Origin of the sequence: Mesorhizobium opportunistum WSM2075, assembly GCF_000176035.2 — a bacterium.
In the GTDB taxonomy this organism is placed as follows: Bacteria; Pseudomonadota; Alphaproteobacteria; order Rhizobiales; family Rhizobiaceae; genus Mesorhizobium; species Mesorhizobium opportunistum.
Map to the genome: position 1 here is coordinate 2,798,533 of NC_015675.1, position 20,636 is coordinate 2,819,168.

The window sequence follows — 20,636 nt, forward strand, 5'->3', positions numbered from 1 at the left end:
TGCTACAGCGTCCTTTGCGCGTCCGAAAGGACGCGCGGCGCTGTAGAGCGGCCGGACGACCGCCGGCGCTAGATGGACGAAATGTCAGTAGCCGATCAAGCGAAAAATCCTGAGCCACAGGTCAAGAGGAATTGAAGGCTACGGCCCCAGGCCGCCCCTTGCAAGAAATCAAGTCCTACCAGTCTCCGACACTTGCCTGGATCACCGCAAGCGCGGCCACGGCCGCCGTGTCGGCGCGCAGGATGCGCGGCCCGAGCGGAATAGCGCTCACGAAGGGCAGGGCGCGCAGCATCTTGCGCTCCTCATCGGAAAAGCCGCCCTCCGGCCCGACTAGCAGCCCGAGCTTCTTTTCCCTTATCGCCTGCAAGGCAGGCAGCGGATTGTTGGTCGAGGCGTCCTCGTCACAGAAAATCAGCCGCCGTCCCTTGTCCCAGCCAGTCAGCACGCGCTCGAATTTTTCCGCCTCGCGAACCTCCGGCACTGCCAGAATGCCGCATTGCTCGGCGGCTTCGACGACATTGGCGCGCAGTCGGTCGATGGAAGGCTTTGCCACTTGCGTATGCTGGGTGATGACGGGCTGCAGGATGCCGGCGCCCATCTCGACCGCCTTCTGCACGAGATAGTCGAGCCGTCCCTGTTTCAGGGGCGCGAAACAATAGATCAGGTCGGGCAGCGGCGGCTGCGGCCGCTGCAGCGCCAGCACCTTCAGCCGCACCGCCCTTTTTGTCTTCGCGGCGATGGCCGCCGACCACTCGCCGTCGCGGCCATTGAAGACAAGGATCTCGGCCCCTTCGCCGAGCCGCAGCACATGCATGAGATAGTGGCTTTGCTGCTGGCCGGCATCGAACTCGGCATCCCCTGCGAGATCGTCGGGCACGAACAGCCGTTGCATCTTGTAGTTGGCGCGCATGGCCGAGGAATGGGCGAGCCGGCCGCTGGCGTCAAGCCTCGGCCGACGGATGCCACACCGGCCGAAAGCCATGACGCAGGACCGCAAGCGTCGTCTCCGGGGTCAGCAGGACAAGCGCCTTGCCTTCGAACTGGTCAAGGCCGATGGGCGGGCCATATCCGGCAAAGGACCACGGCAACGCCTTGCCGTTGCGCAACGCATATGCGCAGCCGTTGGCCGCGATCACCGCACCGTCGGGCAGGGAGGCAAGCTCGGCCGTTGCGACATCCGGCCTTTTGCCGCCCGAGGCCAGCCGCTCCTTGTGCAGTCGCTTGTCGACCTGCGGCGCCCGCGGCTCGGCAATACCGAAGGCTTCACCGAAATGGCCGACGAAATCCTTGGCCCGTTCGCGCTGGCAGAAGAAGCAGGGACGATGCCCCGCCGCCAGTGCCGTCACCTCGTCGAGGAAGAACAATTCCGTCCAGCCCGCCTTGCCGCCTAGATGGTCGTCGCTCCTGCGGTTTCGGCCCATCGGTTGGCGCCGCACATTGCGGAATTGGCAGACGCAGATGATCCAGGCTTGAAGCGCCCAGCGTTTCCTGAGCAGCGTCCTGGTCTCGGGGTCGTGGATGATACCGCGATTGCCCGTGAACAGCCCGCGCTCGGGCACGGCGTGGATGGCGCCGAACGGATCGACCCGGTTCTGCAGTGGCATAGTTCTCTCCTGGGATACGCATCTTGGCTGCAACGCTGGCGGCATGATATCGCTCGTCGCATCTTTTTCATGTCAGCAGGGTTTTGCGATGCGGGTGCTGGTGGTCCAGAACTACGACAATACCGGCCTCGGCCAGGTCGGAGCCGCACTTGCGGAAGCGGGTGCCGATCTCGATGTGCGCCTGCCCTACAAGGGCGAGTCCCTGCCGGAAGATGCGGCCGGGCACGACGCCATGGTGGTGCTCGGCGGCGGCCAGAATGCGCTGGCCGACGATGAGTATCCCTATTTTCCGGCGCTGCTCGAACTGACCCGCGATTTCGCCGGCAAGGATCGCGCCGTGCTCGGCATCTGCCTTGGCAGCCAGCTGGTCGCACGCGCCTTCGGTGGCGAGAACCGCATCGGCGGCGCCAACGAATTCGGCTGGCGCGGCGTGTCGCTGACGCCGGACGCCAAGGCCGATCCGGTGCTTGGCGCTTTGCCGGAAAAGTTCCCGATCTTCCAGTGGCACGACGACACCTTCGAGCTGCCGCGAAACGCCGTACGGCTCGCCGGCAACGATGTCGCTCAAAATCAGGCGTTTCGCGTCGGCCGCGCCGTCTATGGCTTCCAGTTCCACTTCGAGGCCAACCGGCCGATGGTCAAGGACTGGAGTTCCTCCTTCGCGCCGATCATTGCCGCGCGCCATCCAGACTGGGCCGGCGAGCTCGATGGCGAAATGGCGCGCAACGGCCCCGACGCCGACGCCGCCGGCCTCGCCATTGCCCGCGCCTGGGTGGCGACTATCTGAGCCTCCGCCCTTTGGGGCGCTCTGCTGCGTGACATAATTGGCACGCAGCCGTGAATCCTTCCGGGAAAACCCTTTCTTCCTTGGCTTGTGTCCGCCCGCCATCCTAGAAGGCGCGCGCTTTGCATCGGCTGTGCAACCGCGATGAACCTTTTGTGTGACCCGTGCGACACACCGCCGATACAGAACATGCCTAGAAGCGCGAAATCGTCGAAATTTTGAAGCGATTTTTCCGTTTCAACGCATTGGTAACCGCCTCGTGCACAGATGCAGAAAGCTCAACAAGAGATGACTTCCGTGAAAGCAGCGCTTCTGTCCTTTGCCATGCTCTCCGCCATCGTGCTTTGCGGTCTGGGTATCTATGCCGCCGACGCGGCAAACAACCACAATGCGGTCGACGGCTACGGCGTCACCGCTTCCTTGCGCTAAAGCATTTCACCGTTTCACGGAAACGGCGAACCGCTCTATCTCTTTGTTTTTACGCAATTCCCAAGGGAAAGCGCTACGCGCTTTTCCCGGGAAAACCGTGTCACACTTTTCCTGGAATTGCTCTAAAGCCGCAACGTCTTCGCGTCCTCGGACGCGGGCGCTCAAGCTTCCTTTATCGTGATTTCCAGGATGCGTTTGTCCGCGCCGTCCACGACGAGCGCGGTCAGCATGCCTGATTGCCAGGCAAGCGTGTCGACATTGACGCGGTTGGCCATCACTTCCGCTTCCGGCACCGGAGTGTGGCCGTGCACCACGATCTTCGGGAAGAGGCCGGTGTAATCGTGGAAAACGTCGCGGATCCAGATCAGGTCCTGCGGGTTCTGCTTCTCCAGGGGGATGCCCGGCCTGATGCCGGCATGGCAGAAGAAGAAGTCGTCGAACGTTACCGAAAAAGGCAGCGATCGCAGGAAATCGACATGGCCGGGTGGCATTGCCTCCAGCAGCGCCGCGTGTCTTCGTCTCAGCGTTTCCGTCTTGCCGAACCAGCTGGCATCGGCGGCGAGTGACACACCATAGGACAGCGCCGTCTGCACGCCGCCATAGCGCATGAAAAGCCCTTCCGGGTCAGGGGTTCCCAGAAAATCGAGAAAGCCGATATCGTGGTTGCCGGCGAGCATCAGATTTCGCGGATCGCGTTCGCGCGCCTCGATGAGAAAGTCGATGACGCCCTTGGAGTCCGGCCCGCGGTCGACATAGTCGCCGAGGTGGATCACCCGCCAGTCGCGAACCGGTTCCCACTGCAGCTCGCTCTCGATCCGCCGGTGCATGGCGGCCAGCAGGTCGAGCCGGCCATGCACATCGCCGATCGCGTAGAGCCGCATGCCGTCAGGCCCATGCGCGTCGAGAAAATGGATCCCGGGTTCCGCCAACTCTCGCTGTTCTCCGTGGTCAGGTCGTCACCCGATGCTAGCGCCGGAGCTGGTCCTTGCCCATGTCGGTGACCAGACGCTTTCCGCACAGCGCCAGCGTGATGTCCATCTCCTTGCGGATGATTTCCAAGGCTTTGGTAACCCCTTCCTTGCCGAGCGCGCCCAGCCCGTAAAGAAATGGCCGGCCGATATAGGTGCCCTTGGCGCCGAGGCAGAGCGCTTTCAACACGTCCTGGCCGGAGCGGATGCCGCCATCCATATGCACCTCTATTCTGTCACCGACCGCGTCCGCAATCTCCTCCAGCGCCATGATCGAGGACGACGCGCCGTCGAGCTGGCGTCCGCCATGGTTGGAAACGATGATCGCGTCGGCGCCGGTCTTGGCCGCCATCAGCGCGTCTTCCTTGTCGAGAATGCCTTTCAGGATCAGCTTGCCACCCCAGCGTTCCTTGATCCAGGCGACATCCTTCCACGACAGCTGCGGATCGAACTGCTCCGTCGTCCATGACGACAGCGAGGCCACGTCGCCGACGCCCTTGGCGTGGCCGACGATGTTGCGGAAAGTGCGGCGCTTGGTGCCGGCCATGCCCAGGCACCAGCGCGGCCGGATGGCCATGTCGATGATGTTGGTAAGCGTCATGCGGGGTGGCGCGGTCAACCCGTTGCGGACATCCTTGTGGCGCTGACCGAGGATCTGCAGGTCGAGCGTCAGCACCAGCGCCGAGCATTTCGCCGCCTTCGCCCGGTCGATCAAATTGAGCACGAAATCCTTGTCGCGCAGGACATAGAGCTGGAACCAGAAAGGCTTTTTCGTCACCGAGGCGACATCCTCGATCGAACAGATGCTCATCGTCGAGAGCGTGAACGGCACGCCGAATTCCTCGGCCGCCTGCGCCGCCAGCATCTCGCCATCGGCGTGCTGCATGCCGGTCAGGCCGGTCGGCGCCAAGGCCACCGGCATCGCCACCTTCTGGCCGATCATGGTCGATTCCAGCGAGCGGTTGCTCATGTCGACCAGCACGCGCTGGCGGAACTTGATCTTCTGGAAGTCTTCCTCGTTTGCCCGATAGGTGCTCTCGGTCCAGGCGCCCGAATCGGCATAGTCGAAGAACATCTTGGGCACGCGCCGGCGCGCGAGATCCTTGAGGTCCGCGATGGTGAGAATGTCGCTCATGATAGTCCCCGCTTGATCGAATTGATTAGATTAGGTGCGTCCGCGTGCTGGTTAGGTGTCGCCGGCTTCCGAGCGCTGCCGCAGCCGCAGCCGCGACACGCGTTGCCAGTCGCCGCTGCGCTCCGCCTCGGCCATCGACCGCTCGACATAGGTGATGTGATCCATCGCCGCCTGGCGGGCGCCGGCCGGGTCGCCGGCCTTTACCGCGGCGTGGATCGCCCGGTGTTGTGCAAGCAAGGCCTCGCGTGCGCCGGGTACGGTGAAGACCAGCAACCGGTTCTGGAACACGCCTTCCGACAGCAGCCTATAGCAGGAGCGCAGCGTGTGCAGCAGCAGGATGTTGTGCGCGCATTCGCAGATCGCCTGATGGAATTCGACGTCGATTTCGGCCTCGTCGTCGAAATCGCCGGTGCGATCCGCCTGGTCCATGCGTGCCATGATGCGGTCGAGCAGCGCGAGATCCTCCGGCGTGGCGCGTCGCGCCGCATATTCGGCGGCTATGCCTTCGATCTCGCGGCGGTATTCCAGATAGTCGGTGACCGCCTTGCGATGCATCGAAATCAGGTCCGCCACCGGTTTGGTGAACAGCTGGCCGATGATGTCTGCGACATGCGTGCCGCCGCCGGCCTTGGTCGTCAAAAGCCCGCGCCCTTCGAGCGCCTTCAGGGCATCGCGCAGGATCGGCCGCGATACGTCGAACTGGCGTGCCAGTTCGCGCTCGCCCGGCAGCCGGTCGCCGGTGCGCAGCACGCCTTCGAGGATGAGGCTTTCGATCTGCTGCACGACCTCGTCGGCGGTGCGCGAATGCTCGATCCTGGAAAAAATATCGCTCAACAGAATGCCTGGAAGGTGAAAACGGTGTCGCGCAGGATAAAGCCTGCGTCGCCAACTGGTCAAATTATTTATCCAATTGGTCGAGGCGGGTCGGTTTTGCCGCGCGGCGTCATATCGTCTTCGGCTAAAATTTGCTGTTTGCGTCACCAGCCTATTGGTCCTAGAGGGACGCAATTGCCAAAAGGTCAAAGAAAGACGGTTCAGAGAAACCGGGGAACTAGCCGTGTCAGACGACCCGTCCAATCTCGAGTTCCAGCCGCGCGCCCAAGGCAGCGTCATGGGCTTTCCGGCGCATGAAGGCCGGCCCGGCGCGCTGGGTGAGGTGCATGCCCGGCCGCATCCGCTGATCCAAAAGCCGCGCGTCCTGATCCAGCTTGCCTTCATGACCGAGGGCGGCTCCAGTGTCGATCATGCCGTCCTTTCCGAACTGTCGCGGCGGCTCGGCATCGCCGCGCCGGATCGCCAGGCCCGCCATCATGCCATGAAGTCGGGCAAGGGCTCGCTGCGTTGGGAGCGGCACACGGAATTCTCGACCTATCTGTGGGAGGGGCCGCTTTCCGAAAACGGCAGAACGCAGGAGGACTCGCCCTTCGGCAATGGCTTTTCGCCGCCGGGAACCGTCATCTCGGGCATCCGCCTGGAAATTCGCAAGTGGACGCAGGCGAGCGAGCGGCTGATCGCCGCTTTCGACCCGACCAGCCTGTGCTACTCGCTGGTCGAACGCGGCAATGCGGCCATAGTCACCGATTTCCGCCAGGACGGCGACGGCATGACGCGCATGCTGGTGCTCGATCGTGGCCTGACTCCGGCGCGCACCGGAGCGTTGTCGCAGCGGCTGATCGACATCGAGACCTACCGCACGCTCGCCATGCTCGGCCTGCCGCTGGCGCTGACCCTGTCCGGCCGCGCCCGCCGCATCGAGGACAGGCTTGCCCAGACCACGCTGGAAATGAAGGTCGCCGAGACCCGCGACAGCCAGACGCTGCTCGCCGACCTGACCGAATTGGCCGCGGAACTGGAGGCGGACGCGGCATCGAGCCTCTACCGCTTCGGCGCCAGCCGCGCCTATGACGGCATCGTCGTCGAGCGGCTGGAGGCGCTCGAGGAAGAAGCCGTGCCCGGCTACGACACCTGGGGCGGGTTCCTGCAGCGGCGCGTGGCACCGGCCATGCGCACCTGCCGGTCGGTCGAGGAGCGGCAAGCCAATCTGTCGCGCAAGCTGACCCGCGCCACGACGCTGCTGCGCACCTGGGTCGATGTCGAGGTCGAAAAGCAGAACCGCGACCTGCTCGCCTCGATGAACAACCGCGCCCGCCTGCAACTGCGCCTGCAGCAGACCGTCGAAGGCCTCTCGGTCGCCGCCGTCTCCTACTATGTGGTCGGCCTCATCGGCTATGTCGCCAAGGGCGCCTCGATTTTCGGCCATGCCTTCGCGCCCGAAATCGTCACCGCCGCATCGGTGCCTATCGCCATCCTGCTGGTCTGGTGGGGCGTGCGCCGCGTGCGCCAGATGCATTCCGAGCCCGGCAAGCACCCGGGCGAATAGCGGCAGCCCTTACCCTCCCCCTTGTGGGGAGGTTGGCTCATGATCGCAGCGAAGCGAAGATCGTGAGACGGGGTGGGGGGCATCATAAAGCGCCGCGCCGACCCCACCCGCTCACTTCGTTCGCGACCCTCCCCACAAGGGGAGGGTGAGACAGCGGCAGATTGCCGCTGCGGAAGGTTCGCTCGTCCCTGGACTTGGATCTTCGCTGCCGAGATATTTGCAACCATCGCGCTTCACTGGTAAAAGATTTTGACCAGTCAAGCGAAATGAGGCTGCTGATGTCCGGCTTGGCCATGCCGAAACCAGACGACGCCACGATCCGCCGGCGCGACGAGATCGTCGCCGACATGCGCATCATCGTGCCGGGCGAAGGCGTTGTCGATGCGGCCAATGCCATGCGGGCGTTCGAGAGCGACGGCCTGACCGCCTATCGCCAACTGCCGCTGGTAGTGGTGCTGCCCGAAACGGTGGCGCAGGTTTCCCGGGTGCTGAAATACTGCAACGATCGCAACATCCGCGTCGTGCCGCGCGGCTCCGGCACCTCGCTGTCGGGCGGCGCGCTGCCGCTCGAGGACGCGGTGCTGCTGGTTATGAGCCGCTTCAACCGCATCCTTGCGATCGACTACCCCAATCGCATCGTCGTCGCCCAGCCGGGCGTCACCAATCTTGGCATCACCACCGCCGTCGAGCAGGAGGGCTTCTACTATGCCCCCGATCCATCCTCCCAGATCGCCTGCTCGATCGGCGGCAACGTCGCGGAGAATTCCGGCGGCGTGCATTGCCTGAAATACGGCCTCACCGCCAACAATGTGCTCGGCATCGAGATGGTGCTGATGAGCGGCGAAGTGGTCCGGCTCGGCGGCAATCATCTCGACTCGGAAGGCTACGACCTGCTAGGCGTCATGACCGGTTCGGAAGGCTTGCTCGGCGTCGTCACCGAGGTCACCGTGCGCATCCTGAAGAAGCCGGAGACGGCGCGCGCGCTGCTGATCGGCTTCCCGACCAGCGAGCAGGGCGGCCAGTGCGTCGCCGACATCATCGGCGCCGGCATCATTCCGGGCGGCATGGAGATGATGGACCGGCCGGCGATCCACGCAGCCGAGGATTTCGTCCATGCCGGCTATCCCCTCGATGTCGAGGCACTGCTGATCGTCGAGCTCGACGGGCCGGGCGTCGAGGTCGATCATCTCATCACCGCGGTCGAGGCAATCGCCATCCGCAACGGTTCGACCACCTGCCGCATCTCGCAGTCCGAGCAGGAGCGGCTCAGCTTCTGGGCTGGCCGCAAGGCGGCATTTCCGGCGGTGGGCCGCATTTCGCCCGACTATTACTGCATGGATGGCACCATCCCTCGCAAGGAATTGCCACGCGTGCTGGCCGGCATGCGCGAACTGTCGGAAAAATACGGGCTCGGCGTCGCCAACGTCTTTCACGCTGGCGATGGCAATCTGCACCCGCTGATCCTCTACGATGCCAACGTGCCGGGCGAACTCGACAAGGCCGAAAGCTTCGGCGCCGACATATTGCGGCTCTGCGTCAAGGTCGGCGGCGTGCTGACAGGCGAACACGGTGTGGGGGTCGAGAAGCGAGACCTGATGCCTGAGATGTTCAACCAGGTCGACCTCGACCAGCAGATGCGCGTCAAATGCGCCTTCGATCCCAACCACCTGCTCAATCCGGGAAAAATGTTCCCGCAGCTTCGCCGCTGCGCTGAGCTTGGACGCATGCATATTTCGGGCGGCAAGCTGCCGTTTCCGGACATTCCGAGGTTTTGAGTGGGTATGCCAGCGCTTGAACACCCCCCTCTGTCCTGCCGGACATCTCCCCCGCAAGGGGGGAGATCGGATGTCGCGTGGGGTTTCGCTAATCTCCAGCGCTGCCAGCCAGGCGAGTGGCTGAAGCTGCCAATCTCCCCCCTTGCGGGGGAGATGTCCGGCAGGACAGAGGGGGGTGCGAAGGAACGCGGCGTTTCCGCATTCGAGGGCGCGTTCTCTTCATGACCACCTTCACCCCGACCACCTCATCCGAAGTCCTCTCCACCATAGCCTGGGCCGTGGCGGAAGAGGCGCGGCTCGAAATCCTCGGCCACGGCTCCAAGCGCGGCATCGGCCGTCCGCTGCAGACGGAACACACGCTCGACCTCTCGGAACTCACCGGCGTCACCCTCTATGAACCCGCCGAACTGGTGCTGTCGGCAAAGGCCGGCACGGCGCTGGTCGACATCGAGAAGCTGCTGGCGGAAAACGGCCAGCAGCTCGCTTTCGAACCGATGGATTACGGCCCGCTGCTCGGTGGCGAACCGGGCAGGGGCACCATAGGTGGTGTGCTCGGCGCGAACCTGGCCGGTCCGCGCCGGCTGAAGGCCGGTGCCGCGCGCGACCATATCCTTGGCATCAATGTGGTGTCCGGGCGGGGCGAGGAATTCAAGTCGGGCGGCCGCGTGGTCAAGAATGTCACCGGTTACGATCTGTCGAAGCTGATGGCCAACAGCTGGGGCACATTGGCCGTGTTCACCGATGTCACCTTCAAGGTGCTGCCCGCGGCCGAGACCGAGGTCACGCTCGCGCTGCGTGGCTTGCTCGACGAGGCGGCAGCAAGCGCCATGGCCCTGGCGCTCGGCTCCAGCGCGGAAGTGTCGAGCGCTGCCCATTTGCCCGAGCGCATTGCCGCGCGTGTCGCCGGCGGCGCTCTCGGCAGCGATGCCGCCACGCTGCTGCGGGTCGAGGGTTTTGGTCCGTCCGTCGCCTATCGTATCGCCGCGCTGAAGACGCTGCTCGGCAAGGCCGGACCGCTGGAGGAAATTTCCGGGGACGTTTCGCGGCAGATCTGGCGCGATGTGCGCGACTGCAGGCCGTTCGCCGACGGCAGCGAGAAACCGGTCTGGCGCGTCTCGATGACGCCTTCCCAAGGGCATCAAATGGTCCTGACCTTGCGCATGCAGGCCGCCGTCAGCGCCTTCTATGACTGGCAGGGCGGGTTGGTGTGGCTGCGTATGGAAGAGGGCGATCCGGAGGCCGCCCTGCTGCGTGGTTTGTTGCGCAAACATGGCGGCGGCCATGCGACTATGGTGCGCGCGGCACCTGCCCATCGTGCCGCGCTGCCGGTGTTCGAGCCGCAGTCGCCGGCGCTTGCCGCACTGAGCAGGCGGCTGAAGCAGGAATTCGATCCGAAGAACATCCTCAATCCCGGCCGCATGGCCCAGGACTAACGCGATGCAGACCAATTTCTCGCTTGCCCAGCTGGCCGATCCCGATGTCGCGGAATCGGAGAAGATCCTGCGCAAATGCGTGCATTGCGGCTTCTGCACCGCCACCTGCCCGACCTATGTGACGCTTGGCAACGAACTCGATTCACCGCGCGGGCGCATCTACCTGATCAAGGACATGCTGGAAAACGGCCGACCCGCCGACAAGGCGATCGTCACCCACATCGACCGCTGCCTGTCCTGCCTGGCCTGCATGACCACTTGCCCGTCGGGCGTCAACTACATGCACTTGGTCGACCATGCCCGCGCCCATATCGAGGAGACCTACAAGCGGCCGCTGCTCGATCGCCTGACCCGCGCCATGCTGGCCTTCGTGCTGCCCTATCCCCAGCGCTTCCGCGCGGCGCTCAAGCTTGCCAAGCTGGGCAAGCCGTTCATCGGCCTGTTCGAGAAGGTCCCGGCGCTGAAGCCGATTGGCGCCATGCTCAAGCTCGCGCCGGCGTCGATCCCGGCAGCTTCGCCGATGGCCTCGCCAGGCATCCATGCCGGGCAGGGGGTGAAAAAGGGCCGTGTCGCCATCCTCACCGGTTGTGCGCAGTCGGTGCTCGATCCCGCCATCAACGACACGACCATTTCACTGCTGACGCGGCTCGGCGTCGAGGTCGTGGTGCCACCGGGCGAGGGCTGCTGCGGCGCGCTGGTCCACCATATGGGGCGCGAACAGGCAGCGCTTGCCTCGGCCCGGCAGAACGTCGATGCCTGGACGCGCGCCATCGACCAGGGCGGTCTCGACGCCATCATCATCACCGCGTCGGGTTGCGGCACGACGATCAAGGACTATGGCTTCATGCTGCGTCTCGATCCGGCCTATGCCGACAAGGCTGCGCGCGTGTCGGCGCTGGCCAAGGACATCACCGAATATCTGGCCGTCTTTGACATGCCCGAGCCGGTCCGCAAGCCGGGCACGGTCGTTGCCTATCACTCCGCCTGCTCGATGCAGCACGGCCAGAAGATCACCCGCCAGCCTAAAGAGCTGCTGGCCAAGGCCGGCTTCGTCGTACGCGAGCCACGTGAGGGCCATCTGTGCTGCGGTTCGGCCGGCACCTACAACATCCTGCAGCCCGAGATTTCGGCAAAACTGCGGGACCGCAAGGTGAAAAACATCGAGGCAACGGGCGCCTCGATCGTCGCCACCGGCAACATCGGCTGCATCACCCAGATCGCTTCCGCCGCCAAGATGCCCGTGGTGCACACGGTAAAACTGCTCGACTGGGCCTACGGCGGACCGAAGCCGGAAGGCGTTCTTGACGAGAGCCTGGTCGCCGCGGAGTAGGGCCGCGCTCGGCGGTTACTCCGCAGCCAGCCGGTCCGCCGTGCCATAAGTCGCCTCGTAGAGCGCGCGCTGGCGGCTGAGCGCCACCATCGTGTTGCGCAGCAGGATCGCCACGGTGATCGGACCGACGCCGCCCGGAACCGGCGTGATCCAGGAGGCGACCTCGCGCACGCTTTCGGTGTCGACATCGCCGACGATGCGGCTCGTCCCATCCGGCCCGATCTCGGAATTGATGCCGATGTCGATGACGGCAGCGCCGGGCTTGACCATGTCGGCCTTGATCAGCCGTGGCTTGCCGACCGCAACGAACAGTGCGTCGGCGCGCCGCGCGTGCGCTGCGACCGACCGCGTCATGTGGTGGCAGACGGTCACCGTCGCGCCTTCGCTCATCAGCAGAAACGCGATCGGCTTGCCGACGATTTCGGAATGACCGACGACCACGACCTCCAGTCCCTTGAGATCGAGCCCGGTTTCCTTGAGCAGCTCGACCGAGGCGGCCGCCGTGCAGGGCGCGAGATCGAGCTGGTTGTAGACGATGTTGCCGATCGAGGCCGGGTGCATGCCCTCGACATCCTTGAGCGGATGCACCGCCGCCTGCAGCGTCTTGATCGGGATATGGGCGGGCACAGGTCGTTGGATGATGATGCCGGTGACGCGCGGATCGGCGTTCAGGCCGTGGATGGCGGCCTCCAGTTCGCCCGACGTGATGGTGGCGGGAAAACGCCTTTCCTCGAAATCGATGCCGGCGAGCTCGGCCTTGGCGCGCTGGTTGCGCACATAGACATCGACCGCGTCGGTATCGCCGACGGTGATCGAGATCAGTTTGGGCGGAAAACCCTCGGCTTTGGCAATCGCGGCATCCTCGCGCACGGCGGCGATGATGCGCTGGGCAACCGGGCCGCCCTTGAGATAGCGGTTGTCGTCGGACAGGGACATGGATGAACTCTTTTGTCTGGTGGCGCTCCCATAGCAAAGGAACATCGAAAATGGCAGCACGAAAGCGAACCACCATGCCTTCGGCGCGACGTTCGGGCGCAGCCTTGCCTGGGTGTCGGCTCGGTTTTCACAGGAAAACGGAAAGGGCAGCGCGGTTTCCCGTGCTGCCCTTCCTGACCGGCCGCATCCCCATACGGCCCGTCCCCCGTTATCTCCTAGACTGGCCCCTAAAAGCTCAATGCTTTGCCGGCCAAGTGATTCGCGAGAACTATTATATCACCTCGACCGTGGTTCCGACATTGACCCGCTCATAGAGGTCGACCACGTCCTCGTTGCGCATGCGGATGCAGCCAGACGACACTGCGCCGCCGATCGTCCACGGCTGGTTGGTGCCATGGATGCGGTACTCGGTCGTGCCGAGATAGAGCGCGCGCGCGCCGAGCGGGTTCTCCATGCCGCCGGCCAGATAGGTCGGCAGATAGCGGCCCTTGGCGGCTTCGCGCTTGATCATCTGCGCTGGCGGGCGCCAGTCCGGCCACTCGCGCTTGTTGGTGATCTTGTGCGTGCCCGACCATTCGAAGCCCGGCTTGCCGGTGCCGACGCCGTAGCGCCGTGCCTTGCCGTTCTTCTCGATCAGGAAGAGGAAATTCTGCGTCGTATCGATGACGATCGTGCCTGGCTTCTGCGGCCCGTCATAGGCGACTTCCTGCGGCAGGTAGATCGGGTTGATCTGCGGGCGCATGGCCACACGCTTGGCCGGAGCCTGCACGGCTGCCGTCCGCACACGGTCGGGCTGCGCCGGTTGCACGGTGCGCAGGCGCGGCTGCTGCACGACCTGGCGGTTCTGCCGCACGATGCCGGGCGCATTGCCAAGCTGGAGCACCCAGGGGGCGGAAAGGTCGGGGCTGACCATCACCGGCGGCCTGTCGGCATAGCGGTCGTCAGCGGCTGAGGGCGTGACGCCGGAGGCAAACACAGCCATGGCGCCAAGCACGGGAAACAAAACTCTCTTCATCGGGAACGCACCCTTGATCGTCTGATAAAACCGGGTGGAAACGACCTCCCGGTTCAGCGATCATTGGCGTGCAAGCAGCAACCGAAACATGAATCGGAATGCGTAAAATGCGGTTCTGTCAGTAAACCTTTTGGTGTGGTTACCGCCGGGTTCAGGAATCTGGTAAAGCCGCAGTAAATGCAGCGCAAGCGCGTTAACGAACGGATTTTGGCCAATGGAAAAAGACAATACCGGCCTGCTCGCCGGTCCCGACGGTGTCGCGCGTTGCTTCTGGCACGGCAATTTGCCCGACTATCTGCACTATCATGACCATGAATGGGGCCGGCCGGTGTCGGACGACCGCAGGCTGTTCGAAAAGATCTGCCTCGAAGGTTTCCAGTCGGGCCTGTCGTGGCTGACCATCCTGCGCAAGCGCGAGAATTTTCGCGAGGCCTTCGCTGGCTTCGACTTCGACAAGGTCGCCGCCTTCACCGACAAGGATGTCGAGCGCCTGCTCGGCAATGCCGGCATCATCCGCCATCGCGGCAAGATCGTCTCGACCATCAACAACGCCAAGCACGCCCGCGAAATGGTGGACGAGTTCGGCTCGCTGGCCGCCTGGTTCTGGAAGTTCGAACCCGGCAAGGACGAACGGCCCAGGATCGTCGACCTCGCCCATCTGCGCGCCAACCCGACCACGGCGGTGTCGGTGCGGATTTCGAAGGAACTGAAGAAACGCGGCTGGAGTTTTGTCGGCCCGACCACGGTCTATGCCTTCATGCAGGCCATGGGCTTGGTCAACGACCACCTCGAGGGTTGCGTTTGCCGTAAGGAGGTCGAGAAGGAAAGGAAGGCTTTCAAGCGGCCGAAATAGGGCTCAGGTGCCGTTGATGCTGGCCAGGAACAGGCCGGCGACGATCGCAACCACGGTGGCCACCGTCGGGTAGATCACGAGCAGGCCGGTCACGAATGCATCGCGCATCGAAGGCCCCTTTCCGATATCGGCCGGTATCTCGAATGGCCCGGCAGGCTGGCCAACCATCTTCGGAGCGCGGATGTCGGCCGGACGCAAGCGCGCCGGCAGTTCGCCGGCATCGCTGTTGGCATGGAATTTTGTTGCGCTGGTCATGTCCCGAACCCCTTCGTGTGGTGCGCTATATCGGCCGCGATTGTGTCGGCACGATGCCGTGCTCATGGCTGGACTGTTTCATTTTTGGTTCGTTTTTGTTTCAATCGTTTTCCTTCTCCCCCTTGTGGGAGAAGGCAGAGGCGCTGACCCTTGCCGGTCCCGGCTGCATCGGTTAGGACACGCGCACTCAAAATAAGTCGTCATTTACCTAGCAAAAAGACCCCATCTCATGGCCGACAAATCGGAAAAGACGAAAGCGCGGCTGCCGCGCGGTTTTGCCGACCGCAGCGCCGAGGATATCCGCGCCGTCGAGAAGATGATGGCGACGATCCGCTCGGTTTATGAGCTCTATGGTTTCGAACCGGCCGACCAGCCGCTGATCGAATACACCGACGCGCTGGGCAAATTTCTGCCCGACCAGGACCGGCCGAACGAGGGCGTGTTCTCGTTCCAGGACGATGACGAGCAGTGGCTGTCGCTGCGCTATGACCTGACCGCGCCGACGGCGCGCTTCGTTGCCGAGAATTATGAGCGCCTGCCAAAACCCTACCGCAGCTACCGCTCCGGCTGGGTGTTCCGCAACGAGAAGCCGGGCCCCGGCCGCTTCCGCCAGTTCATGCAGTTCGACGCCGACACGATCGGCACGCCGGGTGTCGCGGCGGACGCCGAGATGGCGATGATGATGGCCGATGTCATGGAAGCGCTCGGCATCAAGCGCGGCGACTACGTCATCCGCGTCAACAACCGCAAGGTGCTGGATGGTGTGCTGGAGGCGATCGGCCTTGGCGGCGACGACAATGCCGGACGCCGGCTGACCGTGCTGCGCGCCATCGACAAGCTCGACAAGCTCGGTCCGGAAGGCGTGAGGCTCCTGCTTGGCCCCGGGCGCTGGGACGGCGGCAAGGAAGGCGAGGGAGATTTCGCCAAGGGTGCCGGGCTGGACAACGCGCAATCCGAAGCGGTTCTTCTTGCGACGGCGAGAAATGCGCAGGGCCAGGATGCCAGCGTCAGCGCGAACTCAGTCTACCAGGAAGGTGTCGGGGAACTCTCGATAATCGAAGCTTTGGTCCGGGCTGCGGGATATGGCGAAGACCGTATTGCCATGGACCGCTCCGTCGTGCGTGGCCTCGAATACTACACCGGTCCGGTTTTCGAAGCCGAGCTTCTGGCCGAGATCCCCAATGAAGACGGCCAGATCGTGCGCTTCGGCTCGGTCGGCGGTGGCGGCCGTTATGATGGCCTGGTCTCGCGCTTCCGTGGCGAGCCGGTGCCGGCGACCGGTTTCTCCATCGGCGTCTCCAGGCTGATGACGGCACTGAAGAACCTCGGCAAGCTCGACAGCGCCGACGTGATCGCGCCGGTCGTCGTGCTGGTGATGGACAAGGACACCGACAGCCTCGGCCGCTACCAGAAGATGGTGAGCGAACTGCGCGCTGCCGGCATCCGTTCCGAAATGTATCTCGGCGGCGCCGGCATGAAGGCGCAGCTCAAATATGCCGACCGGCGCGGCTGCCCGGTCGCAATCATCCAGGGCGGCGACGAGCGCGCCAAGGGTGAACTGCAGATCAAGGATCTGATCGAAGGCGCGCGCATGTCGGCCGAGATCACCGACAACGCCGAATGGCGCGCCGCGCGCCCCGCGCAGGTGACGGTGGCCGAAAGCGAGTTGGTCACCGAGGTGAGGCGGATATTGGCGGCGCAGGCTGCCGATCGCGCAGAGGGTGGCGCTTGAACACCCCCCTCTGGCCTGCCGGCCATCTCCCCCGCAAGGGGGGAGATTGGATGTTCCGTAGGCCTTCGCCAATCTCCACCGTCGAAGAAGAGGCGCCGTGTCTCAAGCTGCCGATCTCCCTCCTTGCGGGGGAGATGGCCGGCAGGCCAGAGGGGGGTGCCTCGCGCCCATCCTCTCCATGACCTCCCGCTACCCCGCCATCTCAGCCGACATCACCAGCCTCTTCGCCACCCGCAACACGCATGCGGTCGAGGTTGCCATCCTGCAGCCGGCCGATCCCTTCCTCGACATGGCCGGCGAGGATCTGCGCCGCCGTATCTTCCTCACCGAGAGCGAGACCGGGCAGACGCTGTGCCTGCGGCCGGAATTCACCATTCCGGTCTGTCTCGACCATATAAGTTCGCAAGCCGGCACGCCGCGCCGTTATTCCTATCTGGGCGAGGTGTTTCGCCAGCGCCGCGAAGGCGGCAACGAGTTTTTCCAGGCCGGCATCGAGGATCTCGGCGACCGCGACACGGCCGAGGCCGATGCGCGCTCCGTGGCCGACGCGCACGCGCTGCTTGCGCTGGTGTTGCCGGGCCAGGCTTTGACGGTCACGCTCGGTGACCAGGCCATTTTCGAAGCCGTGCTCGCCGCCCTTGGGCTGCCGCGTGGCTGGCGCATGCGGCTTGCCCGCGCCTTCGGCTCGGCGCCGATGCTTGAGGCCGCGCTCGCCGATCTCGCCAATCCGCAACGCAACAGCCAACTCTCCGGCGATGTCGCGGCGCTTGTTCTCGACGGTGATCTCGATGGTCTTTCGGCGCACATCGCCGGCGGCATGGAGGAGGCCGGCCTGTCGGCGTCGGCCGGGCGCTCGCCCACGGACATTGCACGGCGGCTGATCGAAAAGGCCGAGTTGCGCAGCGTACGGCTGTCGAACGAGGCCTTCGCGGCGCTCAAGAGTTTTCTGGCCATCGATGTGCCGCTCGATGGCGCGGCCCAGGCGCTGGAGAGCTTCGCCGCCGGTGCCGGTCTTTCCCTGGGTGCGGCGCTGGAAAAGTTCGCGGCACGCGCCAGGGCGATCGAGGCGCATGGCTTGCCGGTGGGAACAATCCGCTACGATGCCGCTTTCGGCCGCCCGCTCGACTATTACACCGGTGTGGTCTTCGAAATCGCGGCGCAGGATGGCGAGCGCCCCCTGGCCGGCGGCGGCCGCTACGACCGATTGCTGACGCTGCTCGGCGCCAAGACCGCGATCCCCGGCGTCGGTTTTTCGGTCTGGCTCGACCGCATCGAGGCGTTGCGGGAGACGGCACCATGATCACCTTGGCCATTCCCTCGAAGGGCCGGCTGAAGGAGCAGGCACTGGAGGTTCTGGCCAGGGCTGGCCTTACCGTCAGCCTGCCCGGCGACGAGCGCTCCTATCGCGCCCGTATTGAACGCGCCGAAGGCATCGAGGTCGCGCTCCTGTCGGCTTCCGAGATAGCTGGCGAGATCGGCCAGGGCGCGGTCGATCTCGGCATCACCGGAGAAGACCTGGTGCGCGAGAACCTCGCCGATTGGGAGGCGCGCGTGGAAATCGTCGCCCGTCTCGGCTTCGGCCATGCCGATGTCGTGGTTGCGGTGCCCGAGATCTGGCTCGACGTCGACACCATGGCCGATCTCGATGACGTCGCCGCCGATTTTCGCCAGCGTCACGGCCGGCGGCTGCGCATCGCCACCAAATACTGGCGGCTGACCCAGCAGTTCTTTTCGCAGAAGCACGGCATCCAGGTCTATCGCATCGTCGAAAGCTTGGGTGCCACCGAGGGCGCGCCGGCGGCTGGCCTCGCCGATGTCATCGTCGACATCACCACGTCAGGCTCGACGCTGCGCGCCAATCACCTCAAGGTGCTGGGCGATGGCGTTGTCCTGAAGTCGCAAGCCTGCCTGGTGGCGTCGAAGAAACCGCGTGCGGCGGCCGATGAAGCCCTGCTGCGCGACATCGCATCGAAGATGAGCGCCCTCCTCCCTCCTCCTTGAAGGGCAGGTGACTTGAAAGGCAGTCGCTGAAGGCGGACAGGGGTCGCTGCGGCAGTGCACCTCCCCAACGGCAGCACCTCCACTACCATCGGCGGGATTTCCACCGTCCCGGCAGGCTGATAGGTTTGGTTCGTCCTGGGAGGATACAGCGATGCCGGTCAATCTCGACGAGCTGAAGAACGCCACCAATCTGCGTGGCCGCGCCGCTCGCAATGGCAATGTCTTCGTGGCCCCTGTCGATGGCAAGGCGCATGTCTCCGGCGAGCGCGCGCCGCCGCTGCTCAAGGAGACGATCCCCGCGCTGTTCTCCGACACCGCCAGCAAATATGCCACGCAAGATGCCGCCGTCTTCGTTGGCCAGGACAAGCGCTTCACCTGGAGCGAACTGTCGGACACGGTCGATGCGCTGGCCGCCGGCTTCCTGGCGCTGGGCCTGGAAAAGGGCGACCGCGTCGGCATCTGGTCGCCCAATCGCTGGGAGTGGCTGGTGACCCAGTTCGCCACCGCCCGCATCGGCCTGATCCTGGTCAACATCAACCCCGCCTACCGGCTGACCGAACTGGACTACGCGCTGAACAAGGTCGCCTGCAAGGCGCTGGTGACGGCGGCTAGCTTCAAGACCTCCGATTACCTCGGCATGATCGAGACGCTGGCGCCGGAGATAGCCAAGGCCACGCCCGGCAAGCTCAAGGCGCAAAAGCTGCCGGCGCTGAAGATCGTCATCCGCATGGGCGAGGAGAACTCGCCCGGCATGTTCAATTTCGGCGACGTGCTGGCCATGGCCGGCCGCGACGAGCATGACAGTCTCGACCGCATTTCCGAGGGGCTGAAGCCTGGCGACGCCATCAACATCCAGTTTACCTCGGGCACTACGGGTGCGCCCAAGGGCGCGACGCTGACCCATTCGAACATCGTCAACAACGGCAATTTCGTCACTTCGGCGATCAAATTGTCCGTCGACGATCGGCTGTGCATCCCGGTGCCGCTCTATCACTGCTTCGGCATGTCGATGGGCACGATGGGTTGCGTCTCGAAGGGCGCGACCATGGTTTTCCCGGGCGAGGGCTTCGATGCCGGCGCCACGCTGAAAGCCGTGGCGCAGGAGCGTTGCACCGGGCTCTATGGCGTGCCGACCATGTTTGTCGGCCTGCTCGATCATCCGGATTTCCAATCCTTCGATCTCTCCAGCCTGCGCACCGGCATCATGGCCGGCTCGCCATGCCCGATCGAGGTGATGAAGAAGGTGGTGTCGCTGATGCATATGTCGCAGGTGACCATCGCCTACGGCATGACCGAAACCAGCCCGGTGTCGTTCCAGAGCGGTGTCGACGATCCCCTGGAAAAGCGCGTCTCGACCGTCGGGCGCATTCATCCTCATGTCGAGGTCAAAGCGGTCGATGCCGACGGCGCCACGGTTGCGGTGGGCGCGCCGGGCGAGTTGTGCACACGCGGTTATTCGGTGATGAAGGGCTACTGGGACGACGACGACAAGACCCGCGAGGCGATCGATAGCGACGGCTGGATGCACACCGGCGACCTCGCCACCATCGATGCCGAGGGCTATTGCAACATCGTCGGCCGGGTCAAGGACATGGTCATCCGCGGCGGCGAGAACGTCTACCCGAGAGAGGTGGAGGAATTCCTCTACCGCCATCCCAAGGTCAGGGAAGTGCAGGTGTTCGGCATTCCCGACACCAAATATGGCGAGGAGCTGTGCGCCTGGATCGTGCTCAAGCCCGGCCAGATCGCCACCGAGCAGGAGATCAAGAACTTCTGCTCCGGCCAGATCGCCCACTATAAGATCCCCCGCCACATCCGCTTCCGCACCGAATTGCCGATGACGGTGACCGGCAAGCCGCAAAAATTCCTGATGCGCGAAGCGATGGTGGAGGAACTGGGACTGGTGACGCAGAAGACGGCGTGAGGGGCGGGCGCCTCGATTTTGTCGTTGCGCTCGATAATGCCAAGGTCGCGCGACCTTGCGACATCTTCAGGAGCCGCGGACA

The 20,636-nt window shown here is 64.3% G+C and carries 19 protein-coding genes; 11 read left to right on the plus strand and 8 right to left on the minus strand.

Translation table 11 applies throughout. The features are described 5' to 3' along the window. Positions 1–175: 175 nt before the first annotated feature. Positions 176–910 (minus strand): 16S rRNA (uracil(1498)-N(3))-methyltransferase, encoded by a 735-nt coding sequence (locus MESOP_RS13410; RefSeq protein WP_041164117.1) that lies wholly within the window; start codon positions 908–910, stop codon positions 176–178. 31 nt (positions 911–941) lie between these two features. Next, positions 942–1,604, minus strand: coding sequence for a hypothetical protein (locus MESOP_RS13415; protein ID WP_013893870.1), 663 nt, complete (start codon positions 1,602–1,604; stop codon positions 942–944). An 88-nt stretch (positions 1,605–1,692) separates the two neighbouring features. Between MESOP_RS13415 and MESOP_RS13420 the strand changes: the two genes are divergently transcribed. Continuing rightward, positions 1,693–2,391 carry a type 1 glutamine amidotransferase gene (locus MESOP_RS13420; RefSeq protein WP_013893871.1) on the plus strand — a complete coding sequence of 233 codons (699 nt, stop codon included), beginning with the start codon at positions 1,693–1,695 and terminating at the stop codon, positions 2,389–2,391. A 294-nt stretch (positions 2,392–2,685) separates the two neighbouring features. Then, positions 2,686–2,817: a hypothetical protein gene (locus MESOP_RS36545; RefSeq protein WP_013893872.1), complete on the plus strand. Its 132-nt coding sequence runs from the start codon at positions 2,686–2,688 to the stop codon at positions 2,815–2,817. A gap of 161 nt (positions 2,818–2,978) precedes the next feature. Here the strand turns inward: MESOP_RS36545 and MESOP_RS13425 are convergent, their stop codons facing one another. Genes MESOP_RS13425 through MESOP_RS13435 form a run of 3 tightly spaced genes read right to left on the minus strand, consistent with a single transcriptional unit; the run spans position 2,979 to position 5,754 of the window. Beyond that, positions 2,979–3,746 carry a metallophosphoesterase gene (locus tag MESOP_RS13425; RefSeq protein WP_013893873.1) on the minus strand — a complete coding sequence of 256 codons (768 nt, stop codon included), beginning with the start codon at positions 3,744–3,746 and terminating at the stop codon, positions 2,979–2,981. 37 nt (positions 3,747–3,783) lie between these two features. Beyond that, complete coding sequence (locus MESOP_RS13430) at positions 3,784–4,920, minus strand: alpha-hydroxy acid oxidase (protein WP_013893874.1); 1,137 nt, start codon at positions 4,918–4,920, stop codon at positions 3,784–3,786. Positions 4,921–4,971: 51 nt separating this feature from the next. Next, a complete protein-coding gene (locus MESOP_RS13435) occupies positions 4,972–5,754 on the minus strand; it encodes a FadR/GntR family transcriptional regulator (RefSeq protein WP_013893875.1) in 783 nt (260 codons plus the stop codon). A gap of 223 nt (positions 5,755–5,977) precedes the next feature. On the opposite strand from MESOP_RS13435, the gene MESOP_RS13440 reads away from it, so the two are divergent. The 4 genes from MESOP_RS13440 to glcF all read left to right on the plus strand — a co-directional run bounded on the left by MESOP_RS13440 (position 5,978) and on the right by glcF (position 11,838). Next, positions 5,978–7,300: a DUF3422 family protein gene (locus MESOP_RS13440; RefSeq protein ID WP_013893876.1), complete on the plus strand. Its 1,323-nt coding sequence runs from the start codon at positions 5,978–5,980 to the stop codon at positions 7,298–7,300. A 278-nt stretch (positions 7,301–7,578) separates the two neighbouring features. Continuing rightward, positions 7,579–9,075 (plus strand): FAD-linked oxidase C-terminal domain-containing protein, encoded by a 1,497-nt coding sequence (locus MESOP_RS13445; protein WP_013893877.1) that lies wholly within the window; start codon positions 7,579–7,581, stop codon positions 9,073–9,075. Positions 9,076–9,296: 221 nt separating this feature from the next. After that, positions 9,297–10,508, plus strand: a complete 1,212-nt coding sequence (locus tag MESOP_RS13450) for an FAD-binding protein (RefSeq protein ID WP_013893878.1) — start codon at positions 9,297–9,299, stop codon at positions 10,506–10,508. Positions 10,509–10,512: 4 nt separating this feature from the next. Beyond that, on the plus strand, positions 10,513–11,838 hold the full coding sequence (gene glcF / locus MESOP_RS13455) for a glycolate oxidase subunit GlcF (protein ID WP_013893879.1): 1,326 nt from the start codon (positions 10,513–10,515) through the stop codon (positions 11,836–11,838). 15 nt (positions 11,839–11,853) lie between these two features. On the opposite strand, the gene MESOP_RS13460 is transcribed toward glcF, so the two are convergent. Further along, on the minus strand, positions 11,854–12,774 hold the full coding sequence (locus MESOP_RS13460; protein ID WP_013893880.1) for a bifunctional 5,10-methylenetetrahydrofolate dehydrogenase/5,10-methenyltetrahydrofolate cyclohydrolase: 921 nt from the start codon (positions 12,772–12,774) through the stop codon (positions 11,854–11,856). A 271-nt stretch (positions 12,775–13,045) separates the two neighbouring features. Next, positions 13,046–13,789, minus strand: coding sequence for a L,D-transpeptidase (locus MESOP_RS13465; RefSeq protein ID WP_013893882.1), 744 nt, complete (start codon positions 13,787–13,789; stop codon positions 13,046–13,048). Positions 13,790–14,003: 214 nt separating this feature from the next. Between MESOP_RS13465 and MESOP_RS13470 the strand changes: the two genes are divergently transcribed. Beyond that, a complete protein-coding gene (locus tag MESOP_RS13470; RefSeq protein WP_013893883.1) occupies positions 14,004–14,642 on the plus strand; it encodes a DNA-3-methyladenine glycosylase I in 639 nt (212 codons plus the stop codon). Between the two features lie 3 nt (positions 14,643–14,645). Here MESOP_RS13470 and MESOP_RS13475 read toward each other — a convergent pair whose 3' ends face one another. Further along, the gene (locus MESOP_RS13475) at positions 14,646–14,897 is read right to left on the minus strand and encodes a hypothetical protein (protein WP_013893884.1); all 252 of its coding nucleotides are present in this window, start codon (positions 14,895–14,897) and stop codon (positions 14,646–14,648) included. Positions 14,898–15,126: 229 nt separating this feature from the next. Here MESOP_RS13475 and hisS point away from each other — a divergent pair, with 229 nt between their 5' ends. The 4 genes from hisS to MESOP_RS13495 all read left to right on the plus strand — a co-directional run bounded on the left by hisS (position 15,127) and on the right by MESOP_RS13495 (position 20,554). Beyond that, complete coding sequence (gene hisS / locus MESOP_RS13480; protein ID WP_013893885.1) at positions 15,127–16,629, plus strand: histidine--tRNA ligase; 1,503 nt, start codon at positions 15,127–15,129, stop codon at positions 16,627–16,629. 178 nt (positions 16,630–16,807) lie between these two features. After that, positions 16,808–17,929, plus strand: coding sequence for an ATP phosphoribosyltransferase regulatory subunit (locus MESOP_RS13485; RefSeq protein ID WP_013893886.1), 1,122 nt, complete (start codon positions 16,808–16,810; stop codon positions 17,927–17,929). Further along, positions 17,926–18,630: an ATP phosphoribosyltransferase gene (gene hisG, locus MESOP_RS13490; RefSeq protein ID WP_013893887.1), complete on the plus strand. Its 705-nt coding sequence runs from the start codon at positions 17,926–17,928 to the stop codon at positions 18,628–18,630. Before MESOP_RS13485 ends, hisG begins: the two co-directional genes overlap by 4 nt. 151 nt (positions 18,631–18,781) lie before the next feature. Further along, the gene (locus MESOP_RS13495; RefSeq protein WP_013893888.1) at positions 18,782–20,554 is read left to right on the plus strand and encodes an AMP-binding protein; all 1,773 of its coding nucleotides are present in this window, start codon (positions 18,782–18,784) and stop codon (positions 20,552–20,554) included. The last annotated feature ends 82 nt before the right edge of the window (positions 20,555–20,636 follow it).

Excerpts from the sequence above, each read along its gene's own strand:
- MESOP_RS13410 (WP_041164117.1), bottom strand. The coding sequence starts at position 910 with ATGCGCGCCAACTACAAGATGCAACGGCTGTTCGTGCCCGACGATCTC.
- MESOP_RS13460 (WP_013893880.1), bottom strand. The coding sequence starts at position 12,774 with ATGTCCCTGTCCGACGACAACCGCTATCTCAAGGGCGGCCCGGTTGCC.
- MESOP_RS13475 (WP_013893884.1), bottom strand. The coding sequence starts at position 14,897 with ATGACCAGCGCAACAAAATTCCATGCCAACAGCGATGCCGGCGAACTG.
- MESOP_RS13485 (WP_013893886.1), top strand. The coding sequence starts at position 16,808 with ATGACCTCCCGCTACCCCGCCATCTCAGCCGACATCACCAGCCTCTTC.
- MESOP_RS13465 (WP_013893882.1), bottom strand. The coding sequence starts at position 13,789 with ATGAAGAGAGTTTTGTTTCCCGTGCTTGGCGCCATGGCTGTGTTTGCC.
- MESOP_RS13445 (WP_013893877.1), top strand. The coding sequence starts at position 7,579 with ATGTCCGGCTTGGCCATGCCGAAACCAGACGACGCCACGATCCGCCGG.
- MESOP_RS13495 (WP_013893888.1), top strand. The coding sequence starts at position 18,782 with ATGCCGGTCAATCTCGACGAGCTGAAGAACGCCACCAATCTGCGTGGC.
- MESOP_RS13430 (WP_013893874.1), bottom strand. The coding sequence starts at position 4,920 with ATGAGCGACATTCTCACCATCGCGGACCTCAAGGATCTCGCGCGCCGG.
- hisS (WP_013893885.1), top strand. The coding sequence starts at position 15,127 with ATGGCCGACAAATCGGAAAAGACGAAAGCGCGGCTGCCGCGCGGTTTT.
- hisG (WP_013893887.1), top strand. The coding sequence starts at position 17,926 with ATGATCACCTTGGCCATTCCCTCGAAGGGCCGGCTGAAGGAGCAGGCA.
- MESOP_RS13420 (WP_013893871.1), top strand. The coding sequence starts at position 1,693 with ATGCGGGTGCTGGTGGTCCAGAACTACGACAATACCGGCCTCGGCCAG.
- MESOP_RS13450 (WP_013893878.1), top strand. The coding sequence starts at position 9,297 with ATGACCACCTTCACCCCGACCACCTCATCCGAAGTCCTCTCCACCATA.
- glcF (WP_013893879.1), top strand. The coding sequence starts at position 10,513 with ATGCAGACCAATTTCTCGCTTGCCCAGCTGGCCGATCCCGATGTCGCG.
- MESOP_RS13470 (WP_013893883.1), top strand. The coding sequence starts at position 14,004 with ATGGAAAAAGACAATACCGGCCTGCTCGCCGGTCCCGACGGTGTCGCG.
- MESOP_RS13415 (WP_013893870.1), bottom strand. The coding sequence starts at position 1,604 with ATGCCACTGCAGAACCGGGTCGATCCGTTCGGCGCCATCCACGCCGTG.